The sequence below is a fragment of the Leifsonia sp. AK011 genome (assembly GCF_013410945.1).
Lineage (GTDB): Bacteria > Actinomycetota > Actinomycetes > Actinomycetales > Microbacteriaceae > Rhodoglobus.
The window spans coordinates 2927139-2948891 of sequence record NZ_JACCCH010000001.1; the positions used below are offsets into that span (position 1 = coordinate 2927139).

The window sequence follows — 21753 nt, forward strand, 5'->3', positions numbered from 1 at the left end:
TTGATTGTATGTCTGCCCAAAAACCTCCGCGATCTAGCGCGGCCTCAGGAGCACTCGGTCTGCTCAGCCTCAGCGTCATCGCGGGCCTTCTGGTGACCGTCATGGTGACTCCCGCAGTAGCTCTCACCGGCATCACGGCATCCAGCACCATCGGAATCTTCGACAGCCTCCCCGAGTACATCGAGATCGGGCAGCAGCCCGAGCGCAACACCCTCTACGCCCAGTACACGGGCGAGGGCAACGTCGGCGGCTACAAGGAAATCGCCCGGATCTACAAGCAGAACCGCCAGGAAGTCCCCTACGACCAGATCTCCCAGTACGCGCTGGATGCCGCGGTCGCGGGTGAGGACGAGCGCTTCTTCACGCACGGCGGAGTGGATGTGCAGTCCGTCATCCGTACCGCCCTCGACAACATCACCGCGGGCGGCATCGAGGGTGGTTCGTCCACCCTGTCGATGCAGCTCGTGAAGCAGATCTACGTGCAGGAGGCTCTCGAGAAGCCCACCGAGGAGGAGCGTCAGGCCGCGTACGACGAGGCCACCGCTCCCGAGTTCGACCGCAAGCTCAAGGAGATGAAGCTCGCGATCGGTCTCGAGAAGAAGTACACCAAGAAGGAAATCCTCACGGCGTACCTCAACATCGCCTTCTTCGGCGACAACACGTACGGCATCCAGGCCGCGGCGCAGCGCTACTTCAGCGTCGACGCGAAGGACCTTACGCTCCCCCAGGCCGCGAGCCTCATCGCGATCGTGCAGTTCCCCGGTTCGCGCGCCCTCGACACCCCCGACAACTACGCGGACAACGAGGCACGTCGCGACGTGATCCTCGGCTCCATGCAGCGCCTCGGCATGATCACGGCCGATGAGTACCAGGCCGCGTTCGACACCCTCGTCGACGACAACTTCGTGAAGCCCTCCGAGGCGAGCAACGGATGCATCGCTGCCGACCGTTACGCGAAGTGGTTCTGCGACTACGTCGTCAAGAACGTCAAGAACTTCGAGTTCCTCGGCGCTGACGAGAACGAGCGCCAGGAGAACTGGGATCGCGGCGGCTACCAGCTGTACACGACGCTCGACCTCGACATCGCTGTCAACGCGCAGGATCGCCTGTGGGACTACGTCAACTACAACGAGACCGCCATGAACCTCGGTGGTGCGAGCACCTCTGTGGAGGTGGGCACGGGTCGCGTCCTGTCGATGGCCGAGAACAAGGTCTACGACAACACACTCGAGGGTGGCGGCCCCGGCACGTCGGCGGTCAACTACAACGTGAATGAGGAGTACGGGTCATCCACCGGCTTCCCCGGCGGTTCGACGTACAAGCTGTTCACGCTGCTCGCCTGGCTGGATGCCGGCAAGGGACTGTACGACCGGGTAAGTGGTAACGCGCGCACCGAGAACATGGCGAAGTTCCAGGACTCCTGCAACGGCCCCTACGGCGGAAACTACGAGTTCAAGAACGATGGTGGGCAGTCGCCCGGTGCGGTCGACGTCGTGAGCGCGACAGCCGGCTCCATCAACGGTGCCTTCATCTCGATGGCCATCCAGCTCGACCAGTGCAAGATCGCCCAGATGGCGGCGAATCTCGGAGTCGAGCGAGCCGACGGTGAGCCGTTGACCACGCAGCCCTCGGCCATTCTCGGAACGAACGAGATCACGCCGCTCGGCATGGCAGGCGCTTACGCGACAGTCGCCGCTGGCGGAAAGTACTGCAAGCCGATCGTGGTGGACCGGGCGATCGGCCCCGATGGCAAGGACCTTCCCGGGCAGACCCAGGAGTGCCGCCAGGCGATCTCGCCTGACGTTGCCTCGGCAGCCGCCTACGCACTGCGCGCCGTGATGACCGGCGGTACCGGTTCGGCGTCCAACCCCGGTGACGGGGTTCCCGTGATCGGTAAGACGGGTACCACCAACACGGCAGAGCACACGTGGATCGTCACCTCGACGACCCGCGTCGCCACCGCCGTGTGGGTCGGCAACTCGATCGGTCAGGACCCCCTCTACAACTACGAGTGGGCTGGCTACGTCGGCAACCAGTTGCGTCACCCCGTGATGGCGTCGACGCTCGCCGTGATCGACGCCAAGTACGGCGGCGGCGAGTTCCCGCCGCCCGGCCCGCTGGCCAAGGGGTCGAGCCTCGCGGTGCCCGACGTGCGCGGCCAGACGCCGGAAGCGGCGAAGGCCCTGCTCGAGGGTCTCGGCTTCGGCTACGCCGACGGTGGAGCCATCGACAGTGAGATCGAGGCTGGCAAGGTCTCGGCGACCGACCCGCCCCCGGGATCGTCGTCCGCACCGTCGATCGTCATCACGGTCTACACCAGCAACGGCAAGCTCAAGACGATGCCGGATGTGGTTGCTGACGGCAAGTCGTACAGCTTCGGTGAAGCACAGGGTGTGCTCGCGGGCCTCGGCTTCACGAGCATCAACGAGCGCTGCCAGAAGCTGCCGAACAACACCCAGCCGGACGACCCGCGTATCGGCAAGGTCGGTTCGCAGAACCCGTCGGCTGGCACCGTGATGAAGCCGAACGACAACATCACGCTGACCGTCCAGAAGACCTCCTGCTAATGGCAGGAACCGCCGCCCGCGTCGTTGGCACATCCCTCGGGGTCGCTGCCGCGGCGGGGGCGGCAGCCTTCGCCTGGGGTGTGTTCGTGGAGCGCAACCGTTTCACGGTGCGCCACGAGACGCTCCCGGTGCTGCCGCCGGGGTCGCGGCCGATCACGGTGTTGCACCTGTCCGACCTGCACATGGCACCGTGGCAGGCGCACCGGCAGGAGTGGGTGGCATCCCTCGCATCCATCGTTGAGCCCGACCTCATCGTCAACACGGGCGACAACATGGGGCACCCCGAGGGCCTCGTGGGCGTGAAGCGCGCGCTCGACGTGTTCGCCGGCGTGCCCGGGGTGTTCGTGAACGGCTCGAACGACTACTACGGCCCCCAGCTGAAGAACCCGTTGAACTACTTCATCTCGCCGAGTGGTCGGCCGGATAAGGCCGTGTCACTCGACGTGGATGCCATGGAGCGCTACTTCGAAGACGGCCTCGGCTGGCTCGACCTCAACAACACGGCGCGCGCCATCGAACTCCGCGGCTCGCGGCTCGAGTTCTTCGGCGTCAACGACGCGCACCGTTCGTGGGACCGACTGGACCTCCTGCCTGGCGCCATCGAGGAGATGCACGAGAACGTCGGCTGGCAGGATGAGCCTGGGCCCGAGCCGATCCGCATCGGTGTGACCCACGCTCCCTATCGCCGTGTGCTCGACTCGTTCGTCACGCACGGTGCCGAGGTGATTTTCGCTGGGCACACCCACGGTGGGCAGGTGCGCATCCCGGGTCGCCCGGCGCTCGTCACCAACTGCGACATCCCGCCGGAGCAGGCCCAGGGCCTCACGCTGTGGCGTCACGCCCGCAAGACCGCGTACCTCAACGTGAGTGCGGGCATCGGCACGTCGATCTACGCGCCGTTCCGCTTCGCGTGCCCCCCGGAGGCCGTGGTGGTCACCCTGGTGGCGGGCGACGACCTCCTGTAGGGCGTCGGCGGGGTTTCGATACGGCGGGCTGCGCCGCGCCTACTCAACCAGCAGGAGGCATCGTTCAGCTGTGGGTTGAGTAGGCGCGCTGCGGTCCCATGCTGTGGGTTGAGTAGGCGCGGCGAAGCCCGCCGTATCGAAACCTCACCCCCGAGTCACTCCCGCGCCCTCTTCCGGCTCAGCCCCGGAAGCTGCGACCACTGCTGCGCGATCAGCGCCTCGCGCTTCGCCCGGCTCCACCCCTGCACCTGCTTCTCGCGGGCGAATGCCTCGCCGATGCTCTCGTACTCCTCCGCGTAGACGAGTTCCACCGGCATCCGCTTCGACGTGTACGTCGAGCCCTTGCCGAGAAAATGCTGGTGCATGCGATGGTCGAGGTCGCGCGCGCTGCCGACGTAGTACGTGCCGTCGCCGCAGCGGAGGATGTACATGTGGGGCATGGCATGAGCATGGCGGGTGGATGCCACGAGCTCGGGTGTGGGCGCGTGCGTTGTGGAGAACGGGTCGGGGTTGCGCGGTGGTGGGGTTTCGATGACGGCGGGCTGCGCCGCGCCTACTCAACCCACAGTTACGGCAGAACTGCGCGGCGCTCCACCTGTGGGTTGAGTAGGCGCGGCGAACCGGCGCTCCACCCGCTGGTTGAGTAGGCGCGGCGAAGCCCGCCGTATCGAAACCTCACCCGCGTACGACGCCTCAGCAGGCGTAGTCGAACGTGGTGACCGGGGTGGGGCGGGCCAGCGGGGTCACGTAGGCCTCCAGGGTGCGGTCGAGGCGCACGTCGGGCGATGAGAGCACGAACGTGGCCGTGAGCGTCTGGCCCGGCGTGAGCACGAGGCGCTGCACCATCGCGGGGTACTGCCCGTCCGTGGCGGTGACGGGGGTGAACGTGGCATCCCACCCGCTCGCACCGACGAACGTCGACCCGGGCGGCGCGTACAGCGTCGTGAGGATGCGGAAGTTGCCGCCCTGCGATCGACCGATGTAGTCCGGGATGCTCGCGCCCTCCCCCGGCTTGACCGTGTTCGTGAGGGTCACCCGCACCTCGTACCCGCCGTCGGCCCCGCACACGCGCTGGCCGAGCTCCACCTTCGCATCGAGGTAGTAGGTCATCTTCGAGCCGAGGTTGTCGGTGATGTAGACGCCGAAACCGGCGGTCGTGTCATCCAGCACGGGCGTCTCGAGACCGAACGGCAGGATGCCCAGCAGCTGCCTCTCCGGCTCGTCGAAGAACCACGCCAGCAGCCGGTGCTCGTTGCCGCTCTTCACCGCGCCGGATGCCGCGGCCGCGGGGTCGAAGTCGCCGCTCATCAGTTTGGCGAAGAACTCGGTCGCGAACGACTCGAACACGACCTCCTGGCTGGCGTTCACCTCCGGCTCGGTGCCCACGTTGTACTTGAGGTAGATGCCGTTGAGCAGGAAGTCGGCTGCCGTGGTCGCGTCGATGGTGTCGCCGCTCGACAGGTCGATCGGGCCGGTGCCCTCGAGCAGGTAACCGATGGCGACGGGGTCGATGAAGAACACGGCATCCGGGTCGACACCGAAGCGGTTGTTCCAGAAGGCGGCGGCGGTCTGCGCGGAGAGGTCGAGACGCGGCACCATGGTCGCGTTGGACGGGTCGTAGCCGGCACCCGGCCACAGGGTGAGCTGCTCCTGGCTGAGCCCGATCACGGGGGTCGGGTTGCGCAGCACCGCGATCGACTCCTGGCGAACGAGCTCGATCTTTCCGTTGTCGGCGGTCACCTGCACCCACGAGCCGGTCTGGCCGCCCAGCGCACGAGCCTCGGCATTGCCCTGGAACACGATGAGGTAGTCACGCGGGCCGTCTGCGCCCAGCAGCTTCGGCGCGATGCCCACGAGGTCGCTGGCCTGGTCGAGCAGCGGCAGCAGGGGGCCGAGCATGTCCTCGAGCTGGGCCCTCGCCTGGCGGATCTGGCTCACGGCATCCGATGTGTCGAGCGCCGTCACACGCTCGAGGGATGCCGCGAGTTCCCCTTTCGCGGAGTCCACGACAGCACTCGCCTCCGCGAACGGAGCAAGGTCGATCCGGCCGTCCACGGGCTTGAGCGCGGCGGGGTCGAGGGTGTCGCCGAGGTTCGCGATCGGCACCATGACCCCCTGCACGAGGTCGTCGGTGATGCTCGCCAGCTCCCGGAAGCCCGTGAGGTTGGGCCCGGCCACGGGCAGCCCCTCGGCGAGCATCCAGATGGGGTCGCTCGTGAGCGCGTGAGCGTTGGACGTGCGGGCGGATACCTCGGCCACGGTCGCCTGGGCAGCCGCGAGATCACCGGATGCCACGTCATCCTGCAACCCGGAGACCAGCGGAATCGCCGCCTCCAGCTCCGACTTCGCCATGAGGCCGCGCACGCCAACCCAGGCGGCAGCCAGCACGAGGAGCGCGACGACGCCGACGACGCCGAGCACGACCCAGCGGACGACGCGGCGGCGCGGTTTCGCCGTAGCCGGTTCGGGTTCCGGGGTGGCCGAGGCCGGGGTGAGTGCGTCATCGGTCACCCGCCAATTCAACCAGAGGCGGCTGGGGGTCGCCCATGTTCACACTCGCGCTGGCATCGGCTATCCTGTTACAGGCCCACGATCAGTGATTGTGGGCAGATCGGGGTGTGGCGCAGCTTGGTAGCGCGCTTCGTTCGGGACGAAGAGGTCGTGGGTTCAAATCCCGCTACCCCGACATCAGTACGAAAGCCTCCGGCCTCAGGGTCGGGGGCTTTCGTCGTTCATGCCCCTGTGCGCGTGTACTTCCACACTGCGCGTGTACTTCCATACGTTGACGCGGTCGTCGTCGCCGAGGATGCGCCAGACCGGGTCCATGGGAACGTGCGCGCTCGCGAGCAGCTCGGGGTCGTTCCAGCGCGGGTGGACGCGGAGGCTCGCGATGTCGAGGAGTCCGGCGGTCGTGGTGATCACCTCGGCGGTGCACGAGTGATCGAGGAGTAGCTCGATCAGCCCGAGGCCCGTGGGGCCGGCACCGTCGTGGACCGGGCGGTCGGCGGCATCCGTTCCCTCGAGGAGGGCGGTGGGGCGCTGCGGCGGGTTGGTGAGCAGCACGTCCGCGTTGAGCAGGTGCAGCATCCGGAAGTCACTCACGAGCAGGGAGATACGGCCGACCGCGTCGTCGCCCAGGACGGCGCGCACGTTGTCACGCGTTGCGGCGAGCGCGGTGAGGTCGAGGTCGGTGGCGATCACGTGCTCGGCTCCCGCGGCGAGCGCTGCGATCGTGATGAGCCCGGCTCCGGCGCCCGCGTCGATCACGACGCGTCCGTCGACCGCGCCCGGGGTGTTCGTGACAGTGGCGGCCAGCTCCGCGGAGAAGGGCGACGGATGGTGCACGCCAGCCGGAACCGTGAGGCCCTGGCCGACGAGGTGCCACTCCTGCCACGGCGCACCGGTCGCGGGAAGCTGCGCGGTGGAACTCATGCTCCCATCCTCGCGCACCGTCGGCGCGTGTTACGCGCGGGACCTTCGGCCCCAGCACTCGCGCGGCGGCGGCGGGACGATGGAGTACCGGGCACCCGCCCACACACACGGAAGGACAACCCCATGTCTCGTACCTATGTCGTCACCGGCGCCGCCAGCGGTATTGGAAAGGCCACCAAGGAGCTGCTCGAGGAGCGCGGCAACCGCGTGATCGGCGTCGACATCCACGATGCCGAGGTGGTCGTCGACCTGTCCACCGAGGAGGGGCGCGTCGAGCTGATCGGTAAGGTCGCGGAGGTCAGTGGCGGAACGATCGACGCGATCATCGCGAATGCCGGGCTCGCGTCATCCACGCCCGCGACGGTCGCCGTGAACTACTTCGGTGCCCTCGCGACGCTCGAGGGTCTGCGGCCGTTGCTGGCCGGGTCGGATGCACCGCGGGCCGTGGCGACCGCGTCGATGGCGTCGCTGTTCCCGGCGGACCCCGAGCTGCTCGCCGCGCTCGAAGCGCACGACGAGCCCGCGGCTCTGCACCGCGCTGGCGAGCTGGTTGCGGCCGGTGAGCAGGCGGCCGGCGCGATCTACGGCACCACCAAGCAGGCTCTCGCCAAGTGGATTCGGCGGAACGCGGCCGCCTCGGACTGGGCGGGCGCGGGCATCCCGCTCAACGCGATCGCGCCGGGGGTCATCGAGACGCCCATGACCGCGCAGTTCACGGGTAGTGCGGAGGCGCGCGAGGCGATCCTGCAGCAGGTGCCCATGCCGCTCGGGGGAATCTTCGGGCCGAGGGATGTCGCGTACCTGCTCGCCTGGCTCACGAGCGAGGAGAACGGCCACCTCTGTGGCCAGGTCGTGTTCATCGACGGCGGCTCGGACGCGGTCATCCGAGGCGACTCCACGTGGTGAGGCGAGGCAGCATCCCGCCGCTGGTTGAGTAGGCCCGCGCAGCGGCCGTCATCGAAACCTCACCCACGCACAACAGCAACCACGGACGTGAGGTTTCGATACGCCGGGCTACGCCGCGGCTACTCAACCCACAGCAGATACATCCCCGCTGGTTGAGTAGGCCCGCGCAGCGGCACCCCGCCGCTGGTTGAGTAGGCCCGCGAAGCGGCCGTCATCGAAACCTCACCAACGAACAACACCAACCACGGACGTGAGGTTTCGATACGCCGGGCTACGCCGCGGCTACTCAACCCACAGCAGAAACGTCCCCGCTGGTTGAGTAGGCCCGCGCAGCGGCACCCCACCGCTGGTTGAGTAGGCCCGCGCAGCGGCCTTCATCGAAACCTCACCAACGAACAACCTCAACCACGTAGGTGAGGTTTCGATACGCCGGGCTACGCCGCGGCTACTCAACCCACAGGAAAGGGTGCCGGGCTACGCCGCGGCTACTCAACCCACAGGAAAGGGTGCCGCGGCTACTCGACCCACAGTGGAAGGGCCCTACGCGAAGTCCGCGTCGGGGCCCGCCACGTAGCTGAAGTCGGAGGCGGAGCGACGCCCGTTGTTGAGCACGCCGCCGCTCTCGTCGAGGTAGCACTGTCCGCAGAGCGACTCATACGTGACATCCACCCCGTCGATGGCGACCTGGTCGCCGTCGAAGATGAACTGCTCCCCCACCTTGCGCGCGTTGAACACGGCTTTGCGGCCGCAGCGGCAGATGGTCTTGAGCTCCTCAAGCGAGTGCGCGACCTCGAGCAGTCGGCGACTGCCGGGGAACGCCACCGTCTGGAAGTCGGTGCGAATCCCGTACGCAAGCACGGGCACACCCTCAATGATCGCGATCCGCAGCAGGTCGTCCACCTGCGACTCGGTGAGGAACTGCGCCTCATCCACGAGCAGACAGCTCACGTCGGTGCCGGTCGCGCGCACCCGCTCGCGGTGCTTCACGAAGGCGGCCAGGATGTCTTCGTCGGGAGCGACCGTGAAGTCGACGACCCGTGTCATCCCGAGCCGGGAGACGATGGTGGACTCGCCCTTGGTGTCGATTTGGGGCTTGGCGAGCAGCACCGTCTGCCCGCGCTCCTCGTAGTTGTAGGCGGCCTGGAGAAGAGCCGTGCTCTTTCCGCTGTTCATGGCGCCGTAGCGGAAGTAGAGCTTGCTCACTTGAGGTATCCGTCCTCCGCTGCGCGGCGAATCAGTTCTGCTTTGCGACTGGCCGGGCGTCCGGCTTTCGCGTACTTTTCTCTCACCCGTCGAAGATACGTCTTCGCGGTCTCATACTGCACATCCATCTGCTCGGCGACCTCCTGGGTGCTGAGCCCGGAGACGTAGAGGGTGAGCGCCTGGGTCTCCCCTGCGCTCAGTCGCGGCTTGGACTGCGAGAGGGCTCCGGATGTCGGGCGCCAGCCGCCCGGCTGGTTGCGGGGCACCACGCCCATCACCTTGCGGGCCACATCCATCACCTCGGTCATGGGTACGGCCTTGGTGAGGAACGCGGAGACCCCGGAGTCGATGGCGCGCTGGCGCACCTCGGGTGCGTCGAGGCTCGTGAGCACGATCACCTTGGCGCCCGCGGCACGGCACGTGCGCACGCGCGCCTCGATCGAGACGGGCTCCTTGAGCTGGAAGTCGATGATCACCAGGTCCGTCGGGAACTCGTCGCTGTGCACGAGCTCGAGCCAGGTGCTCGCGGTGAGCACGAGGTCGAAGTCCGGAGCGTTGGCATTGATCCACGACGCCAGCGTGTCGAGTAGTACCTCGTGGTCATCGAGTACGGCTAGACGTACTCGTTCCCCCACCTTGTTCTGCACGGGTCCCCACCCTCCGATCGCGGGAGAGCCGGCGGCGGCGAATTCCCGTACCTGAGGATAAGCCCAAACTGTCCGTTGGGGGACGGCTTGTGTACCCCGCGCGTCGGATGTTACGCCCGAATGCCCAACGAGGCTGCTGTGCTCTTCAGTGTTGCCGCGGCCTTCTTCGGGTCGTCGGACAGCTGCGTTCCGTAACTGGGGATCATGGCGGTGAGTTTCGGGCGCCAGCCTTCGAGCTGCTGAGGGAAGCACTTCTCGAGAACGGTGAGCATGATGGGGACCGCGGTGGATGCGCCGGGGGAAGCCCCGAGCAGGCCTGCGATCGTGCCATCCGCTGAGGCCACGACCTCGGTGCCGAACTGCAGAACGCCGAGCTTCTTCTTGTCTTTCTTGATCACCTGCACCCGCTGGCCGGCGGTGATGCGGTACCAGTCCTTGGGGTCGGCGTCGGGGTAGAACTGCTTGAGCTCGTCGAACTTGGTCTTCTCGCTCGCGGCGAGCTGGCCGACGAGGTACTTGACGAGTCCGAGGTTGCCGAGACCTGCCGCGACCATGGGGATCAGGTTGTGCCAGCGGATGCTCGCGAACAGGTCGAGGATCGAGCCGGTCTTGAGGAACTTGGGGCTGAAGCCGGCGTACGGGCCGAACATGAGGCTCGGGGCGCCGTCGACAACGCGCAGGTCGAGGTGCGGCACCGACATGGGCGGGGAGCCGACGGCGGCCTTGCCGTAGACCTTGGCGGCGTGCTTGGCGACAACCTCGGGGTTGTCGGTGCGGAGGAACTCGCCGCTCACGGGGAAGCCGCCAAACCCGCGGATCTCTTTGATGCCGGACTTCTGCAGCAGGCCGAGTGCGTACCCGCCGGCGCCGACAAACACGAAGCGTGCGCGCACCGGCGCCATGGGGGTGCCGCCGATGTCGTTGCGCATCGTGAGGCGCCAGAGTCCGTCGCGCTGGCGCTTGATGTTGGTGACGAGCACCTCGGTGGTGAGGGTGGCGCCCTCGGCGACGAGGTTCTGGGTGAGGAGGTGTGTGAGGGCGCCGAAGTCAACGTCGGTGCCGGCGGCGATGTGGGTCGCGGCGATCGGCTGGGACTTCAGTCGGCCGGGGATCATGAGGGGGGCCCAGGAGCGGATGGTTCGTGCATCCGTGGAGAACTCGATGCCGGCGAAGAGCGGGTGGTTTTTGAGTGCCTCGTAGCGCTTGCGGAGGTACTCGACGTTCTCCTCGCCCCAGACGAAGCTCATGTGCGGCGTTGCCGTGATGAAGTCGGAGGGGTTGGGCAGGGCGCCGGTGTCGACGAGGTGAGCCCAGAACTGGCGGGTCACCTGGAACTGCTCGTTGACCTTCACCGCGCTCGTGATGTCGATGGAACCGTCGGCCTTCTGCGGCGTGTAGTTGAGCTCGCAGAGGGCGGAATGGCCGGTGCCGGCGTTGTTCCAGGGGTTGGAGCTCTCGAGTGCGAGGTCTCCGAGGCGCTCGTACACCCGGATGTCCCAGTCGGGCTGAAGCCGCTGAAGAAGTGAACCCAGGGTTGCGCTCATGATTCCGCCGCCAATCAGGGCGACGTCGACGGGTTTATCCACCCGAACAGTTTAGGCGCTGTTGCTGTGCGCTCCCCCGCCGCGTGGAGCGGCACCCCACCCGCTGGTTGAGTAAGTCGCGAAGCGGTGCACCCTCTGCTGGTTGAGTAGGTCGCGAAGCAGTGTCCCCTCTGTTGGTTGAGTAGGCCGCGAAGCGGCCGTATCGAAACCTCACCCCCCGCGACCCCTCGGGTACGTTGGTGAGGTTTCGATACGCCGGGCTTCGCCGCGGCTACTCAACCAACAGGTGGGGCCGGGGTTCGCCGCGGCTACTCAACCAGCAGCCGGGGCCGGGGTTCGCCGCGACTACTCAACCAGCAGGTGGGGCCTGGCGTTGCGGCGGCTACTCAACCAACAGGTGACACCCGGCTTCGCCTCGGGTACTCGACCAGCAGGTGGGGCCGGGCTTCGCCGCGGCTCCACCCGCAGGCGCGACCGCAGCGCCGCGGACTCTACGCCGCGAGGCGCTGCGCTGCGCTGACGGGTACCCAGTCGGGCAGCCCTGGCTTCCAGGCTTGGGGCACCCCGTTCACCATGCGGTACCGCCACGGACCCTTGTCGACGAGTCGGTGGTGCCAGTAGCAGAGCAGTATCCCGTTATTGGTGTGGGTCGGCCCGCCGTCCCGATCCGGGATGACGTGATGCACCTGCAGCACGTAGTGCGGGGCCGTGCATCCCGGGGTCGCACACCGCAGCCCGTCGCGGGCGGCGATGGCGAGGCGCTGCGCCGAGGTGAAGCAGCGCTGTTGCGAGCTGATGCTGGCGATGCGCCCCTTCTGGAGGGTGACGGTGCGGTACCCCGCGGCATCCATGTACCGCAGCACCTCGGCACGCGACACGGGCACGTCGGTGCCGGCCATGGTGCCGATGGGGTCGCCGCCGAGACCGTCGCCCTGCTCGCCGTCGGTGCCACCGTAGCCGTCGTCACCAAGGTCGTCAGCGTTGACGGTCACGAGCACCGTGACCGGAGCACCATTGAGCTGAGGTGCACCTTCTGCTTGGGTTGCGGCGATCAGGATCTCAGCGAACGCGTCATGGCGGCGCTGGTCGGGAGTGCGGTCGTCACTGGTGGCAGGGTCGATCGGGAGGCCGGTGACATCCGTGAGTTCGTCGATGTCACCACCTGCGGGAGCCGAGGCGACGTCAACGAACTTCGGGGTGCGGCGCTGGGCTTCGAGGAGCCCTTCGAGCAGCGCGGCTGTGTCTGCCAGGAGGCGCCCGTTGACTGACCGCAGTCCGTCGACATCGGCAGCACCCACACGCAGGCCGCGGCTGCGCAGGGCACGCTCCTCGCGTGGGCGAGCCCCGTCTGGGTCGACTGCGGACGCGATCTGCCGCACCTCGGCAGTGAGGTAGTCCACCGACACGGGCGACGCGGCCGCACCGGTTGTCGGGTCGATGCCGGAGGCGAGGGTGACCATAAGTTGTTCGGCGGCGGCTTGGACGTCGGACTCCGTGTGGGATGCCACAGCGTCGAGCTCCCGCACGATCAGGGAGGCGGCCTCGAGCCCGACCTCGCCCGCGTCGAGTGCTTCGGCAAGGGCGGGACGCTGCGGTGGGAGCTCCACCCCGGTGAGCGAACGAGACGTGCCCACCGCCGCGGCGACGGCCACACGGGTTCGGGCCGCACGGCGGGAGATCTGCGCAACGTCGGCCACGGCATCCGCCGCCGACCTGAACCCGAACTGCTCGGCAAGCGTGGCGTTCTCAGCCAACGGCGTCGCCACGCGCACCCGCACGGCGTCGGCCAGACGCCCCACCGACTCGACCGCCCCGAGAGCCTCAATCACCTCGGCCGGGGCGCTGTCAGCCACGAGCTCGAGAAGCTCACCGAGTGCCGCGCGGGCGCGCTCAGCGGCGCTCGTGATGCTTGCGCGGCGGGTGATTGACATACCCCAACTTTACCTGAGGATCGAATCTATGTTCGAGTTATCCACAGGAAAAGCCCGGAAAATGGCCTGACTTTGTGCCGAGTGTTCCGATGTGGCGGGGGGGGCGACTAGTGATCGGGGTTCGTGGGCCATTCGGTTGCGGACGTGAGGTTTCGATGACGCCGGGGCTTCGCCCGCGGCTACTCAACCAGCAAGGACGGACACAGCGCCGCACGCTCCACAGCACAGCGCCGCAGGCTCCACAGCACAGGGCCCCGCACGCTCCACAGCACACCGCCGCAATCTCCTCCCGCTACAGCCCCAGCTCGCGAAGCTCCTCATCCATCCGCCGCGCGATCTCCGCGTACCCCGCATCGTTCGGATGCAACGCGTCCTCCGCCATCCACTCCTGGTGCCCGTCGAGCCAGTGCGACGCTCCCCCGATGTACTCGAAGCCTTCCGCGAGAGCGGCGTCCCGCACCCACCCGATGATGGCCTCCACCGAGTCGGAGCGAACCTTGGTGTACCAGAACGGTTCGACGACGATGATGCGGGCATCCGGCAGCTCTTTCGCCAACCGTGAGAAGTCGGCCTCGATCTGCGGCTGGATCTCGGGGCCGCGGGTCTCGAAGACGAAGTTGTCGTTGATGCCGAGGGCGACGATCACGATGTCGGGGTCGTCCGCGATGATGTCGCCCGGGACATCCGGAAACTCGTCGCGCCGACGGATGAACCCGAGCCCATCGATGCCGTGGTTGAGCTCCGTCCACCCGCGCATCTCGCTGATGATCGACGACCACCGCAGGGATGGGTCGGATGCCGCCTTGCCTCGCGTGTACGAGTCGCCGTAGAACGACACTGTCGCGCCGGGCCCCGTCGTGCACCCGGTGAGCAGGAGGAGCGTCAGCAGCGCAGCGGCGACCCGCCGAACTACCACGTGGCCCCGCCGTCGGGCGAGATGCCGAGCGAGGTGCCCGCCCACACCCACAGCGCACCCGGCACGGACGACATGGCCACGTTGCCCGGCGTCGCAACGCTCACGAAGCATCCGGCGACGAGCCCGTCGGCGTTGCTCGGCTCTGGAGTCAGCCCGCGCAGCTCGACACCCTGGCACTCAGTGCGGCCGAGACCGCCGGTGAGGTAGCCGTCGGGTGTGGCCGTGATCACGGATGCCCCGGCGATCGCGAATCCGTCATCCCAGGTGACCGCGCCATCCACCGAGCGCACCACACTCCCATCGGAGCACAGCACGGCGACCTCGAGCGCTCCGCGCGACGCGATGCCCGCAGGGTCACACGGTGAGGTGTGGGCGGTTCCGAGCAGGTAGACGATGGGCCCCTGGCCGGGCACGAAGTACCACTCGTCGGCGATCGCCTCGTTGGAGACGGCCTGCCAACTCTCGTCGACCAGGGACGTGAACTGGTACGAGCCGCAGTCGGCCGTGCTGAGCGTAACCATGCCCACCACGCCCTCGGCGACCGCGCCGAAGGCGAGCACTCCACTGGCGTTCGTGCCGGTGCTCGCGTCGAAGCGTGCCCAGGCGTCGCCGCCGGTTGTGGTCAGTTCGGGCCAGATCATCGAGGTGGGGCAGGTGCCGGCATCCGTTCGCCAGGCGAGCTCACCGTCGACCGCAGCGATGAACCGCTTCTGCGGCACCGCGAGCAGTACCTCGTCTTCGGGGGTCTCGGTCGGCGCCGTGGTGACACGGGGCGTGGGCGTCCAGGGGATGAGCGCCGACTCGGGCGGATCGTTGGGCGTGAGCGCGAGGGCAACCAGCACAACGGTCGCGGCGGCCACGACCGCGATGATCGGGATGATCCACCAGCGGTTCTGCCCGGTGCGAGCGTTGTGAATGCTCACGCCACTTCTCCTCGCGGTGCCAGCGCGAGCCGGATCACCCGGTGCACCTCGTCGATCGCGGGCGCGAGTTGGCTGCCGGTGAGTGCGTAGCGCTCGTCACCCTGCATGTATGGGTCGACGACGTCGTCGTCTTCGGGGGATGCCGCCGGCTCCACCTGCCCTCGACGCGAGGCGATCAACGCCACGAGCGCGTCCAGCCGTGCTGACGCGGGGCGCTGGGGCAGGGCTGTGATGTCAAGGAAATCCCAGGAGTCGAGGTCTGCCGATAGCCGTGCGAACTCACGGATGGTGACAGTGTATCGACTTGCTTTCGGCACAAGGGAGACGATTTCGCGCCGGTGCTCGCGCGACATCGCGAGCACGAGATCGGCGTCGAGGATCTGCTGTTCGGTGAGTTGCCGCGCGGTGTGCCCCGACGGATTGCCGCCGAGACTTGTGGAGAGGTTGGCGGCTTGGTCGGGCATCCCGTCGCCGACGAGTGCCCGAAACCCGGCACTCTCGAGATCGATGATGCCGCGCAGGTCTGCCATCTTGGCGCGGAGCACCTGTTCGGCCACGGGTGACCGGCAGACGTTCCCAGTGCAGACGGTCAGGATGCGGAACCTGGCCATGCGAGTCGTTCTCCTTCGGGTGGGGAGGCCCCTCTACTCCTTGAGGCGAAGCTGCAACGGGTCCACGTCGGAGTACCCGCCGTAGTAGTTGCCGTAGCCGTAGGAATCGGGACCCTTGGTGGGAAGCATGGTGAGCACGGCGCCAAGCACCTTGCTCTCGATGTGCTCGAACGACCGAAGTGCGGCGGCGAGCTCGTTGCGCTTGGTGCGTCCGGCGGCGACGATGACGATCGCGCCGGTCGTGAACTTGGACAGCACTGCTGCATCGGTGACGGGCAGCAGCGGTGGAGCATCCACGAGCACGAAGTTGAAGGTCTTGCCGAGTTCCGTCAGCAGGTTCGCCATCGCGCTCGAGCCGAGCAACTCACTCGGGTTCGGGGGGATGCGCCCTGCCGGAAGCACGTACAGCTCGTTACGGCCCCACTTCTGAAGCACGTCCCCCAGCTCGGCGCGACCGATGAGCACGTCGGTCAGACCGACGGCACCCTCGAGCCCCATGTAGTCCGCGATGGCCGGCCGCCGAAGGTCGCCGTCGATCACCGCGACACGCGCACCGGTTTCGGCGAGCGCGATCGCGAGGTTGGCGGTGGTCGTCGTCTTGCCCTCGCCAGGAACAGAGGATGTCACGACGAACACTCGAGGCCCACTGTCGAGGTGCACGAACTGAAGGTTCGTCCTCAGCGCGCGGAACGACTCGGCCCGCGAGCTGCGCGGATCAGCGTGCACAATGAGTGGCCGCTTCTTCGCGTCGGGGTCGAACCCAATGCCACCGAGGATGGGGGCTGGAGTGATCGCCTGCACGTCCTGGGGGCCATGAACCCGCGTGTCGAGTACGTGGCGGAGAATCGCCGCTCCGAGTCCAGCAACAAGTCCAACGAGGAGTCCCAATGCGAGGTTCTGCCGCGTGTTCGGGACGTACGGCTCCACCGGGACGACTGCAGGCCGGATAGGTTCGATCGTCACCAAGCTGGGTTGACCACCCGATGGGGCCTCAAGCTGATTGACGATAACGTCTATGAAACTCTCTGCGACTGCGTTGGAGATGTTGGCGGACATTACAGGATCAACGTCGTTGACCGTGATTTCGATCACGGTGGTGTCCAAAGGCGAAGCAGTGGAAATTTGTCCAGCCAGCTCTGCCGCACTTATGTTTAGTCCGAGTTCCTCGATCACCGGATCGAGCACCCGGGGGCTCCGAGCCACGATCGCGTACGACTTGACCTTCTGCTGTGCGAACGTGCTCCCCTGAACCAGTTCTCCTGTGGTCGACTCGCCCGAAGTGCGTACTGAGACGAACAGCGCGGTCGTAGCTTGGTACCGAGGCGTCGTGATGATCGAGAATGCGGCTCCGCCCGCGACTCCAAGGAGCGACAGGAGGACGATGAGGATCCAGCCTTTCCGTACTATGCGAATGTAGTCCCGAAGTTCCAAGGGTCGCCTTCCTGTATGTCCCGCGGACTAACCGTCGCTTGTCGGCACAATCCTGTGATCCGAGTTGACATAACCCTACGGGCGCCCGAGGCCCACGTACGTAAACCCCGCCGAACGCCAAGCCTGCGGGTCCAGACAGTTCCGCCCGTCGATTACCGTTGCCGCGGGAGCCAACTGGGCAACTTCCGAGGGGTCCAGGTCACGATATTCACTCCACTCTGTTACGAGCACCACAACGCTAGCTCCCGTGAGCGCAGCAGCCGTCGTCTCTTCGAAAGCTAACTGTGGATGCAGCCGCCTGGAGTTCTCGATCGCTTGTGGATCCGTCGCGATCACGTCGGCACCGAGACCCTTCAACCGGACGGCAACGTCCAGAGCTGGCGAGTCTCGCACGTCATCAGAATCAGGCTTGAACGAAAGTCCAAGGACAGTGACCTTCTTCCCCAGAGGCTCCTGATGCAAGGCATCCAGCGCGAGCTCGACCACCCGATCCCTCCGCCTGAGATTAATCGCATCGACCTCCTTGAGGAATGCGACGGACTGTCCACGGCCCAGCTCTTCCGCTCTCGCAGCGAAAGCCCTGATGTCCTTAGGCAGGCACCCGCCGCCAAAGCCCACGCCGGCGTTTAGGAATCGACGCCCGATCCTCGCATCGAACCCGATTGCATCCGCAAGTTTCGTCACGTCCGCGCCGGTGACCTCGGCGATCTCTGCCATTGCATTGATGAATGAGATCTTGGTGGCGAGGAACGCATTCGCCGAAACTTTGACGAGTTCGGCAGTTGCGTAGTCGGTGACCACAAGCGGAGTCTCGTTGGCAATCGCCGTCGCATAAACCTCGTTCAACAGGGCGGTAGCGCGGTCCCCCCCTTCGCCCTCCGGCACGCCGTACACGAGCCGATCCGGCCGGATCGTGTCTTCCACTGCAAATCCCTCGCGAAGAAACTCAGGGTTCCAGGCCAAATCCGCCCCGCTTCCGTTGAGCTTCTCGACGAGTCGCGATGCTGTGCCGACGGGGACGGTCGATTTGCCAACTACAAGATCCCCCGATGAGAGGTACGGCAGTAGTGCATTAACCGCAGAATCGACGTAGCTCAGGTCCGCAGCGGCTTCGCCCTTGCGCTGCGGCGTGCCTACCGCAATAAAGTGAACCGAGGCACCTTGAGCCTCGGCCATATCAGTGGTGAACGTCAGCCTCCCGGTCGCAATGGCGGAAGTCAGAACTTCTGGCAATCCCGGCTCAAAGAATGGCGCGCGGCCTTCCGCTAGGAGTCCGATCTTCTGCCAGTCGACATCCACACCAACGACCTCGTGACCCAGTTCCGCCATGCTCGCGGCATGGACCGCACCGAGGTACCCACACCCAATTACGGATAACTTCAATTACTCCCCCAGAGTCGATCTTGTGTCACACGCGACTTACTCGCGCAAGGTCGCAATGTTCTCGCGATACCAGTCGACCGTGGACCGAATGCCCTCGTCGAGCCCGATAGATGCTGTCCAGCCTGCCGCGGTGAGCTTCGAGACATCAAGGCGCTTCTGGTGCGTGCCGTCTGGCTTCGTGGCATCCCACGTTGTTTCGCCCTCGAACCCAACCACGCGCGCAATCGTGTCCGCGACGTCTTTGATGGTTACGTCGCTGCCCGTGCCCACATTAATCTGGGGTGCCCCATCATAGTTCTCTAGAAGGTGAAGGCACGCTGCGGCCATATCGTCCACGTGAAGAAACTCGCGGCGAGGCGAGCCCGTACCCCAGTTCGTGACAGCTCCCGCGCCGGAACTCACGGCCTCGTCATAACGACGGATCAGTGCGGGCAAGACGTGCGATCCCTTCGGTGAGAAGTTATCTCCGGGGCCGTAAAGATTCGTGGGCATCGCTGATATCCACGGCAAACCGTACTGTCGGCGTACCGCCTGGATCTGCAGAATGCCCGCAATCTTGGCGATCGCGTACGCATCGTTTGTCGGCTCGAGATACCCAGTAAGGAGGTACTCCTCCTTAATCGGCTGCGCCGATTCACCGGGATAGATGCACGACGAACCGAGAAAGAGCACTCGCTCGACGCCCGCTTTCAGCGCTGCGTCGAGCACGTTAACCTGCACCTGAAGATTCTCCGAAATGAAGTCCACTGGGTAGGTGTTGTTGGCCAGGATTCCACCGACCTTCGCAGCGGCAAGTACAAGGTATCTGGGCCTTACCTCGTCGATGTAGTCGAAGACTGAAGGTCGATCAGTGAGGTCGAGCTCGGCATGAGACCGGCCGACGAGATTGGTGAAGCCCTCGTCCTGAAACTTTCGCCAGATCGCTCCGCCCACGAGTCCTCTGTGGCCAGCGATGTAAACGGCGGCGTCCCTATCTAGGGCACCGGTCTTGTAATCGGCGAGGTTCGCGACGCTCACGCCTTCCAGCTTTCTAGCGCAGGGGCGTCGATCCATGCGGCGCCTTGGTGCTCAAGTTCTTTGACGTCTGCATCCACCATGATCTTCGCAAGTGCTGCGCCGTCGACCGTGGGGACCCAGCCCAGCGTGCTCTGGGCCTTCGTCGAATCACCGATGAGCGCATCCACCTCCGTCGGGCGAAGGTATCGCTCGTCGAACTTCACGAACTCCTGCCAGTCGAGATCAACGTGCCCGAAGGAGGCCTCAAGGAATTCTCGGATGGTGTAGCCGACGCCCGTTGCGAGCACGAAATCGTCGGGTTCTTCTGCCTGAAGCATGCGCCACATGCCCTCGACGTACTCCGGCGCGTATCCCCAGTCGCGCACTGAATCCAAGTTACCTAGATAGAGATCGTTCTGAACGCCTGCTTTGATTCGCGCGACCGCGCGCGTGATCTTTCGCGTGACGAACGTCTCACCGCGGCGCGGGGACTCGTGGTTGAAGAGGATTCCATTGGTGGCGAAGATGCCGTAGGCCTCGCGGTAGTTCTTGGTGATCCAGAAGCTGTAGAGCTTGGCGGCCGCGTAGGGGGACCGTGGATAGAACGGGGTGGTCTCGCTCTGCGGAGGAGGCGTCGCACCGTACAACTCTGACGAGGACGCTTGGTAGAACTTCGGGTGAATGCCAGCCTCGCGAACCGCTTCCAGAATTCGCACTGTGCCAGTCCCGGTCGTATCCGCCGTGTGCTCGGGCTCGTCGAAAGAGACTCGAACGTGGGACTGGGCCGCGAGGTTATAGATCTCGTCGGGCTTAATCTGGTCGATCAGGGTTACAAGCCTCGCGCCATCACTCAGGTCGCCGTAGTGCAGAAACAGCCTGGCAGAAGGCTCGTGTGCGTCTACGTAGATGTGGTCAAGCCTGTGCGTGTTGAAAGTTGAGGCCCGTCGCACGAGCCCATGAACTTCGTAACCCTTGAGCAAGAGCAACTCGGCCAAGTAAGAGCCATCTTGGCCAGTAATGCCTGTGATGAACGCGCGCTTAGTCAACTAGCCCCCCAGAGCTGATTTTTGGAGCGCGTCCATCGGGGACGCACACCGATGGACTGCTTCCAGAGCATAGCGGCTGTCCACCACCCCCATGTTGCGGGTCGGCCGCGTTCACAAAAACGAAACCTTCTTAGTGCAGAATGACCCGCATGGGGATCGATTTGGGGAGCAGTTCGGCCATGCCCAGTTGCGGCATGAATGTCTGATGTGTTCCGCGCGACCGCGCAGCCCAGGTCCCTTTCGCCCGCAGCGCGAGCCGGCCTCGATGTGGCTCGGGCGAGCGCAGCTCTTTACGTGGTCGCGCATCACGTCGTCAATGTGCCTGGCCCGATCGGTGTGGTGTTCTCGTTTGGTCAGGAGGCCGTACTGGTATTCTTCTTGCTGAGCGGCTTCGTCATATTCGCGAACGAGAAGAGCAGGGTCTCGAGTCCCGCCGGCTATTTTCTGCGTCGACTTCGACGCATCTATCCGCCAATCGTTCTCGCCATGCTGGTTTCGCTGGCCCTGTGGGCACTGGGCTACATCGCCTCGGAGCCAACTTGGGAGTCGGCTGTCGGCACGCTGGCCTCATTGCAAGACATCAGCTTCCTAAAACCAGGCGTGATCGTTGATCCGTTCCTAGGAAATGATCCCCTCTGGTCGCTGTCTTATGAAGTCTTCTTCTACGCGATATTCCCGGCTGTGATGATTGCTTGGCGCCGATCCGAGAGAGCCACGCGGATGGCGGTTCCAGGGCTGGCAGTGCTGGCTTATGTCACCTACCTGCTGGCGCCAAACCACTTCTCTCTGGTGGGCGCGTATTTCTTGGTCTGGTGGCTCGGCGCGATGCTCGCCAACGCGTACCTCAACGACACCCTGTCGATGAAGTCGCTGGCGCCCGAACTATTGGGACAGGGGGTCCTCGTCGCGGCCGCGCTGGCCGGCGTGGCCCTCTACGGATACAACGGTTTAGGTTTCTTCCCTTTCCTGATGGTGCGACATTTTGTCATCGCCCTCGTCTTGACAGCGGTACTACTCGTCCCGACCATAAGGTCCGGGCTATCCCGAATGTGCATGCGAATAGCAGGCCCTGGAGCCGCGGTCGCTTCGATTTCGTACGGAATTTACGTGATGCATTACCCCTTGATGGTTCAAACTCGCCCAACTGGGCTTGGCATTGTCGGGGCGACGATACTCACAATCCTCCTGGCATGGGTCGCGGACAAGGGTCTCGCAAGAATTCTTCCGAAAGCTCCGAAGGGATAGACCAGAT

At 65.6% G+C, this 21753-nt stretch carries 18 protein-coding genes, 1 tRNA gene and 1 pseudogene; 5 read left to right on the top strand and 15 right to left on the bottom strand.

From position 1 onward, the window contains the following. The first annotated feature begins 8 nt into the window (after positions 1–8). Both HDC94_RS14110 and HDC94_RS14115 read left to right on the top strand, forming a co-directional pair. The gene (locus HDC94_RS14110; RefSeq protein ID WP_179498624.1) at positions 9–2567 is read left to right on the top strand and encodes a transglycosylase domain-containing protein; all 2559 of its coding nucleotides are present in this window, start codon (positions 9–11) and stop codon (positions 2565–2567) included. After that, complete coding sequence (locus tag HDC94_RS14115; protein WP_179498625.1) at positions 2567–3532, top strand: metallophosphoesterase; 966 nt, start codon at positions 2567–2569, stop codon at positions 3530–3532. Before HDC94_RS14110 ends, HDC94_RS14115 begins: the two co-directional genes overlap by 1 nt. A gap of 155 nt (positions 3533–3687) precedes the next feature. Here HDC94_RS14115 and HDC94_RS14120 read toward each other — a convergent pair whose 3' ends face one another. Together HDC94_RS14120 and HDC94_RS14125 are read right to left on the bottom strand one after the other, a co-directional pair. Then, entirely contained in the window at positions 3688–3972 is a 285-nt protein-coding gene (locus HDC94_RS14120) for a GIY-YIG nuclease family protein (RefSeq protein ID WP_179498626.1), read from the bottom strand. A gap of 253 nt (positions 3973–4225) precedes the next feature. Next, positions 4226–6043 carry a DUF4012 domain-containing protein gene (locus HDC94_RS14125; protein ID WP_179498627.1) on the bottom strand — a complete coding sequence of 606 codons (1818 nt, stop codon included), beginning with the start codon at positions 6041–6043 and terminating at the stop codon, positions 4226–4228. A 101-nt stretch (positions 6044–6144) separates the two neighbouring features. Here HDC94_RS14125 and HDC94_RS14130 point away from each other — a divergent pair. Further along, positions 6145–6218, top strand: a tRNA-Pro gene (locus HDC94_RS14130). A gap of 23 nt (positions 6219–6241) precedes the next feature. Here the strand turns inward: HDC94_RS14130 and HDC94_RS14135 are convergent. Beyond that, entirely contained in the window at positions 6242–6964 is a 723-nt protein-coding gene (locus HDC94_RS14135; protein WP_179498628.1) for a 50S ribosomal protein L11 methyltransferase, read from the bottom strand. Between the two features lie 123 nt (positions 6965–7087). Here HDC94_RS14135 and HDC94_RS14140 point away from each other — a divergent pair, with 123 nt between their 5' ends. Further along, complete coding sequence (locus HDC94_RS14140) at positions 7088–7870, top strand: SDR family oxidoreductase (RefSeq protein ID WP_179498629.1); 783 nt, start codon at positions 7088–7090, stop codon at positions 7868–7870. Between the two features lie 540 nt (positions 7871–8410). On the opposite strand, the gene HDC94_RS14145 is transcribed toward HDC94_RS14140, so the two are convergent. The 12 genes and pseudogenes from HDC94_RS14145 to gmd all read right to left on the bottom strand — a co-directional run bounded on the left by HDC94_RS14145 (position 8411) and on the right by gmd (position 20501). Beyond that, the gene (locus HDC94_RS14145) at positions 8411–9073 is read right to left on the bottom strand and encodes a thymidine kinase (protein WP_179498630.1); all 663 of its coding nucleotides are present in this window, start codon (positions 9071–9073) and stop codon (positions 8411–8413) included. Further along, positions 9070–9720 carry a response regulator gene (locus HDC94_RS14150; protein WP_308495738.1) on the bottom strand — a complete coding sequence of 217 codons (651 nt, stop codon included), beginning with the start codon at positions 9718–9720 and terminating at the stop codon, positions 9070–9072. Before HDC94_RS14150 ends, HDC94_RS14145 begins: the two co-directional genes overlap by 4 nt. 110 nt (positions 9721–9830) lie before the next feature. Further along, positions 9831–11306: a malate:quinone oxidoreductase gene (locus HDC94_RS14155; protein ID WP_179498631.1), complete on the bottom strand. Its 1476-nt coding sequence runs from the start codon at positions 11304–11306 to the stop codon at positions 9831–9833. 449 nt (positions 11307–11755) lie between these two features. Next, a complete protein-coding gene (locus HDC94_RS14160; protein WP_179498632.1) occupies positions 11756–13195 on the bottom strand; it encodes an HNH endonuclease signature motif containing protein in 1440 nt (479 codons plus the stop codon). A gap of 292 nt (positions 13196–13487) precedes the next feature. Beyond that, the gene (locus tag HDC94_RS14165) at positions 13488–14111 is read right to left on the bottom strand and encodes an SGNH/GDSL hydrolase family protein (RefSeq protein ID WP_218870597.1); all 624 of its coding nucleotides are present in this window, start codon (positions 14109–14111) and stop codon (positions 13488–13490) included. Then, positions 14105–15034, bottom strand: a complete 930-nt coding sequence (locus tag HDC94_RS14170; protein ID WP_179498636.1) for a hypothetical protein — start codon at positions 15032–15034, stop codon at positions 14105–14107. The genes HDC94_RS14165 and HDC94_RS14170 overlap by 7 nt, the downstream gene beginning before the upstream one ends. Then, positions 15031–15645 (bottom strand): low molecular weight phosphatase family protein, encoded by a 615-nt coding sequence (locus HDC94_RS14175; protein ID WP_179498638.1) that lies wholly within the window; start codon positions 15643–15645, stop codon positions 15031–15033. Before HDC94_RS14175 ends, HDC94_RS14170 begins: the two co-directional genes overlap by 4 nt. A gap of 33 nt (positions 15646–15678) precedes the next feature. Further along, positions 15679–16608 carry a CpsD/CapB family tyrosine-protein kinase gene (locus HDC94_RS14180; protein WP_308495753.1) on the bottom strand — a complete coding sequence of 310 codons (930 nt, stop codon included), beginning with the start codon at positions 16606–16608 and terminating at the stop codon, positions 15679–15681. A 207-nt stretch (positions 16609–16815) separates the two neighbouring features. Continuing rightward, a pseudogene (locus HDC94_RS14935) lies at positions 16816–17076 on the bottom strand (YveK family protein); the annotation flags it as partial. 75 nt (positions 17077–17151) lie between these two features. Beyond that, the gene (locus HDC94_RS14185; protein WP_179498642.1) at positions 17152–18459 is read right to left on the bottom strand and encodes a UDP-glucose/GDP-mannose dehydrogenase family protein; all 1308 of its coding nucleotides are present in this window, start codon (positions 18457–18459) and stop codon (positions 17152–17154) included. 36 nt (positions 18460–18495) lie between these two features. Continuing rightward, positions 18496–19476, bottom strand: a complete 981-nt coding sequence (locus HDC94_RS14190) for a GDP-L-fucose synthase (RefSeq protein ID WP_308495739.1) — start codon at positions 19474–19476, stop codon at positions 18496–18498. Continuing rightward, on the bottom strand, positions 19473–20501 hold the full coding sequence (gene gmd, locus HDC94_RS14195; RefSeq protein WP_179498646.1) for a GDP-mannose 4,6-dehydratase: 1029 nt from the start codon (positions 20499–20501) through the stop codon (positions 19473–19475). The genes HDC94_RS14190 and gmd overlap by 4 nt, the downstream gene beginning before the upstream one ends. A 198-nt stretch (positions 20502–20699) precedes the next feature. Between gmd and HDC94_RS14200 the strand changes: the two genes are divergently transcribed. Next, entirely contained in the window at positions 20700–21746 is a 1047-nt protein-coding gene (locus tag HDC94_RS14200) for an acyltransferase (protein WP_179498648.1), read from the top strand. The last annotated feature ends 7 nt before the right edge of the window (positions 21747–21753 follow it).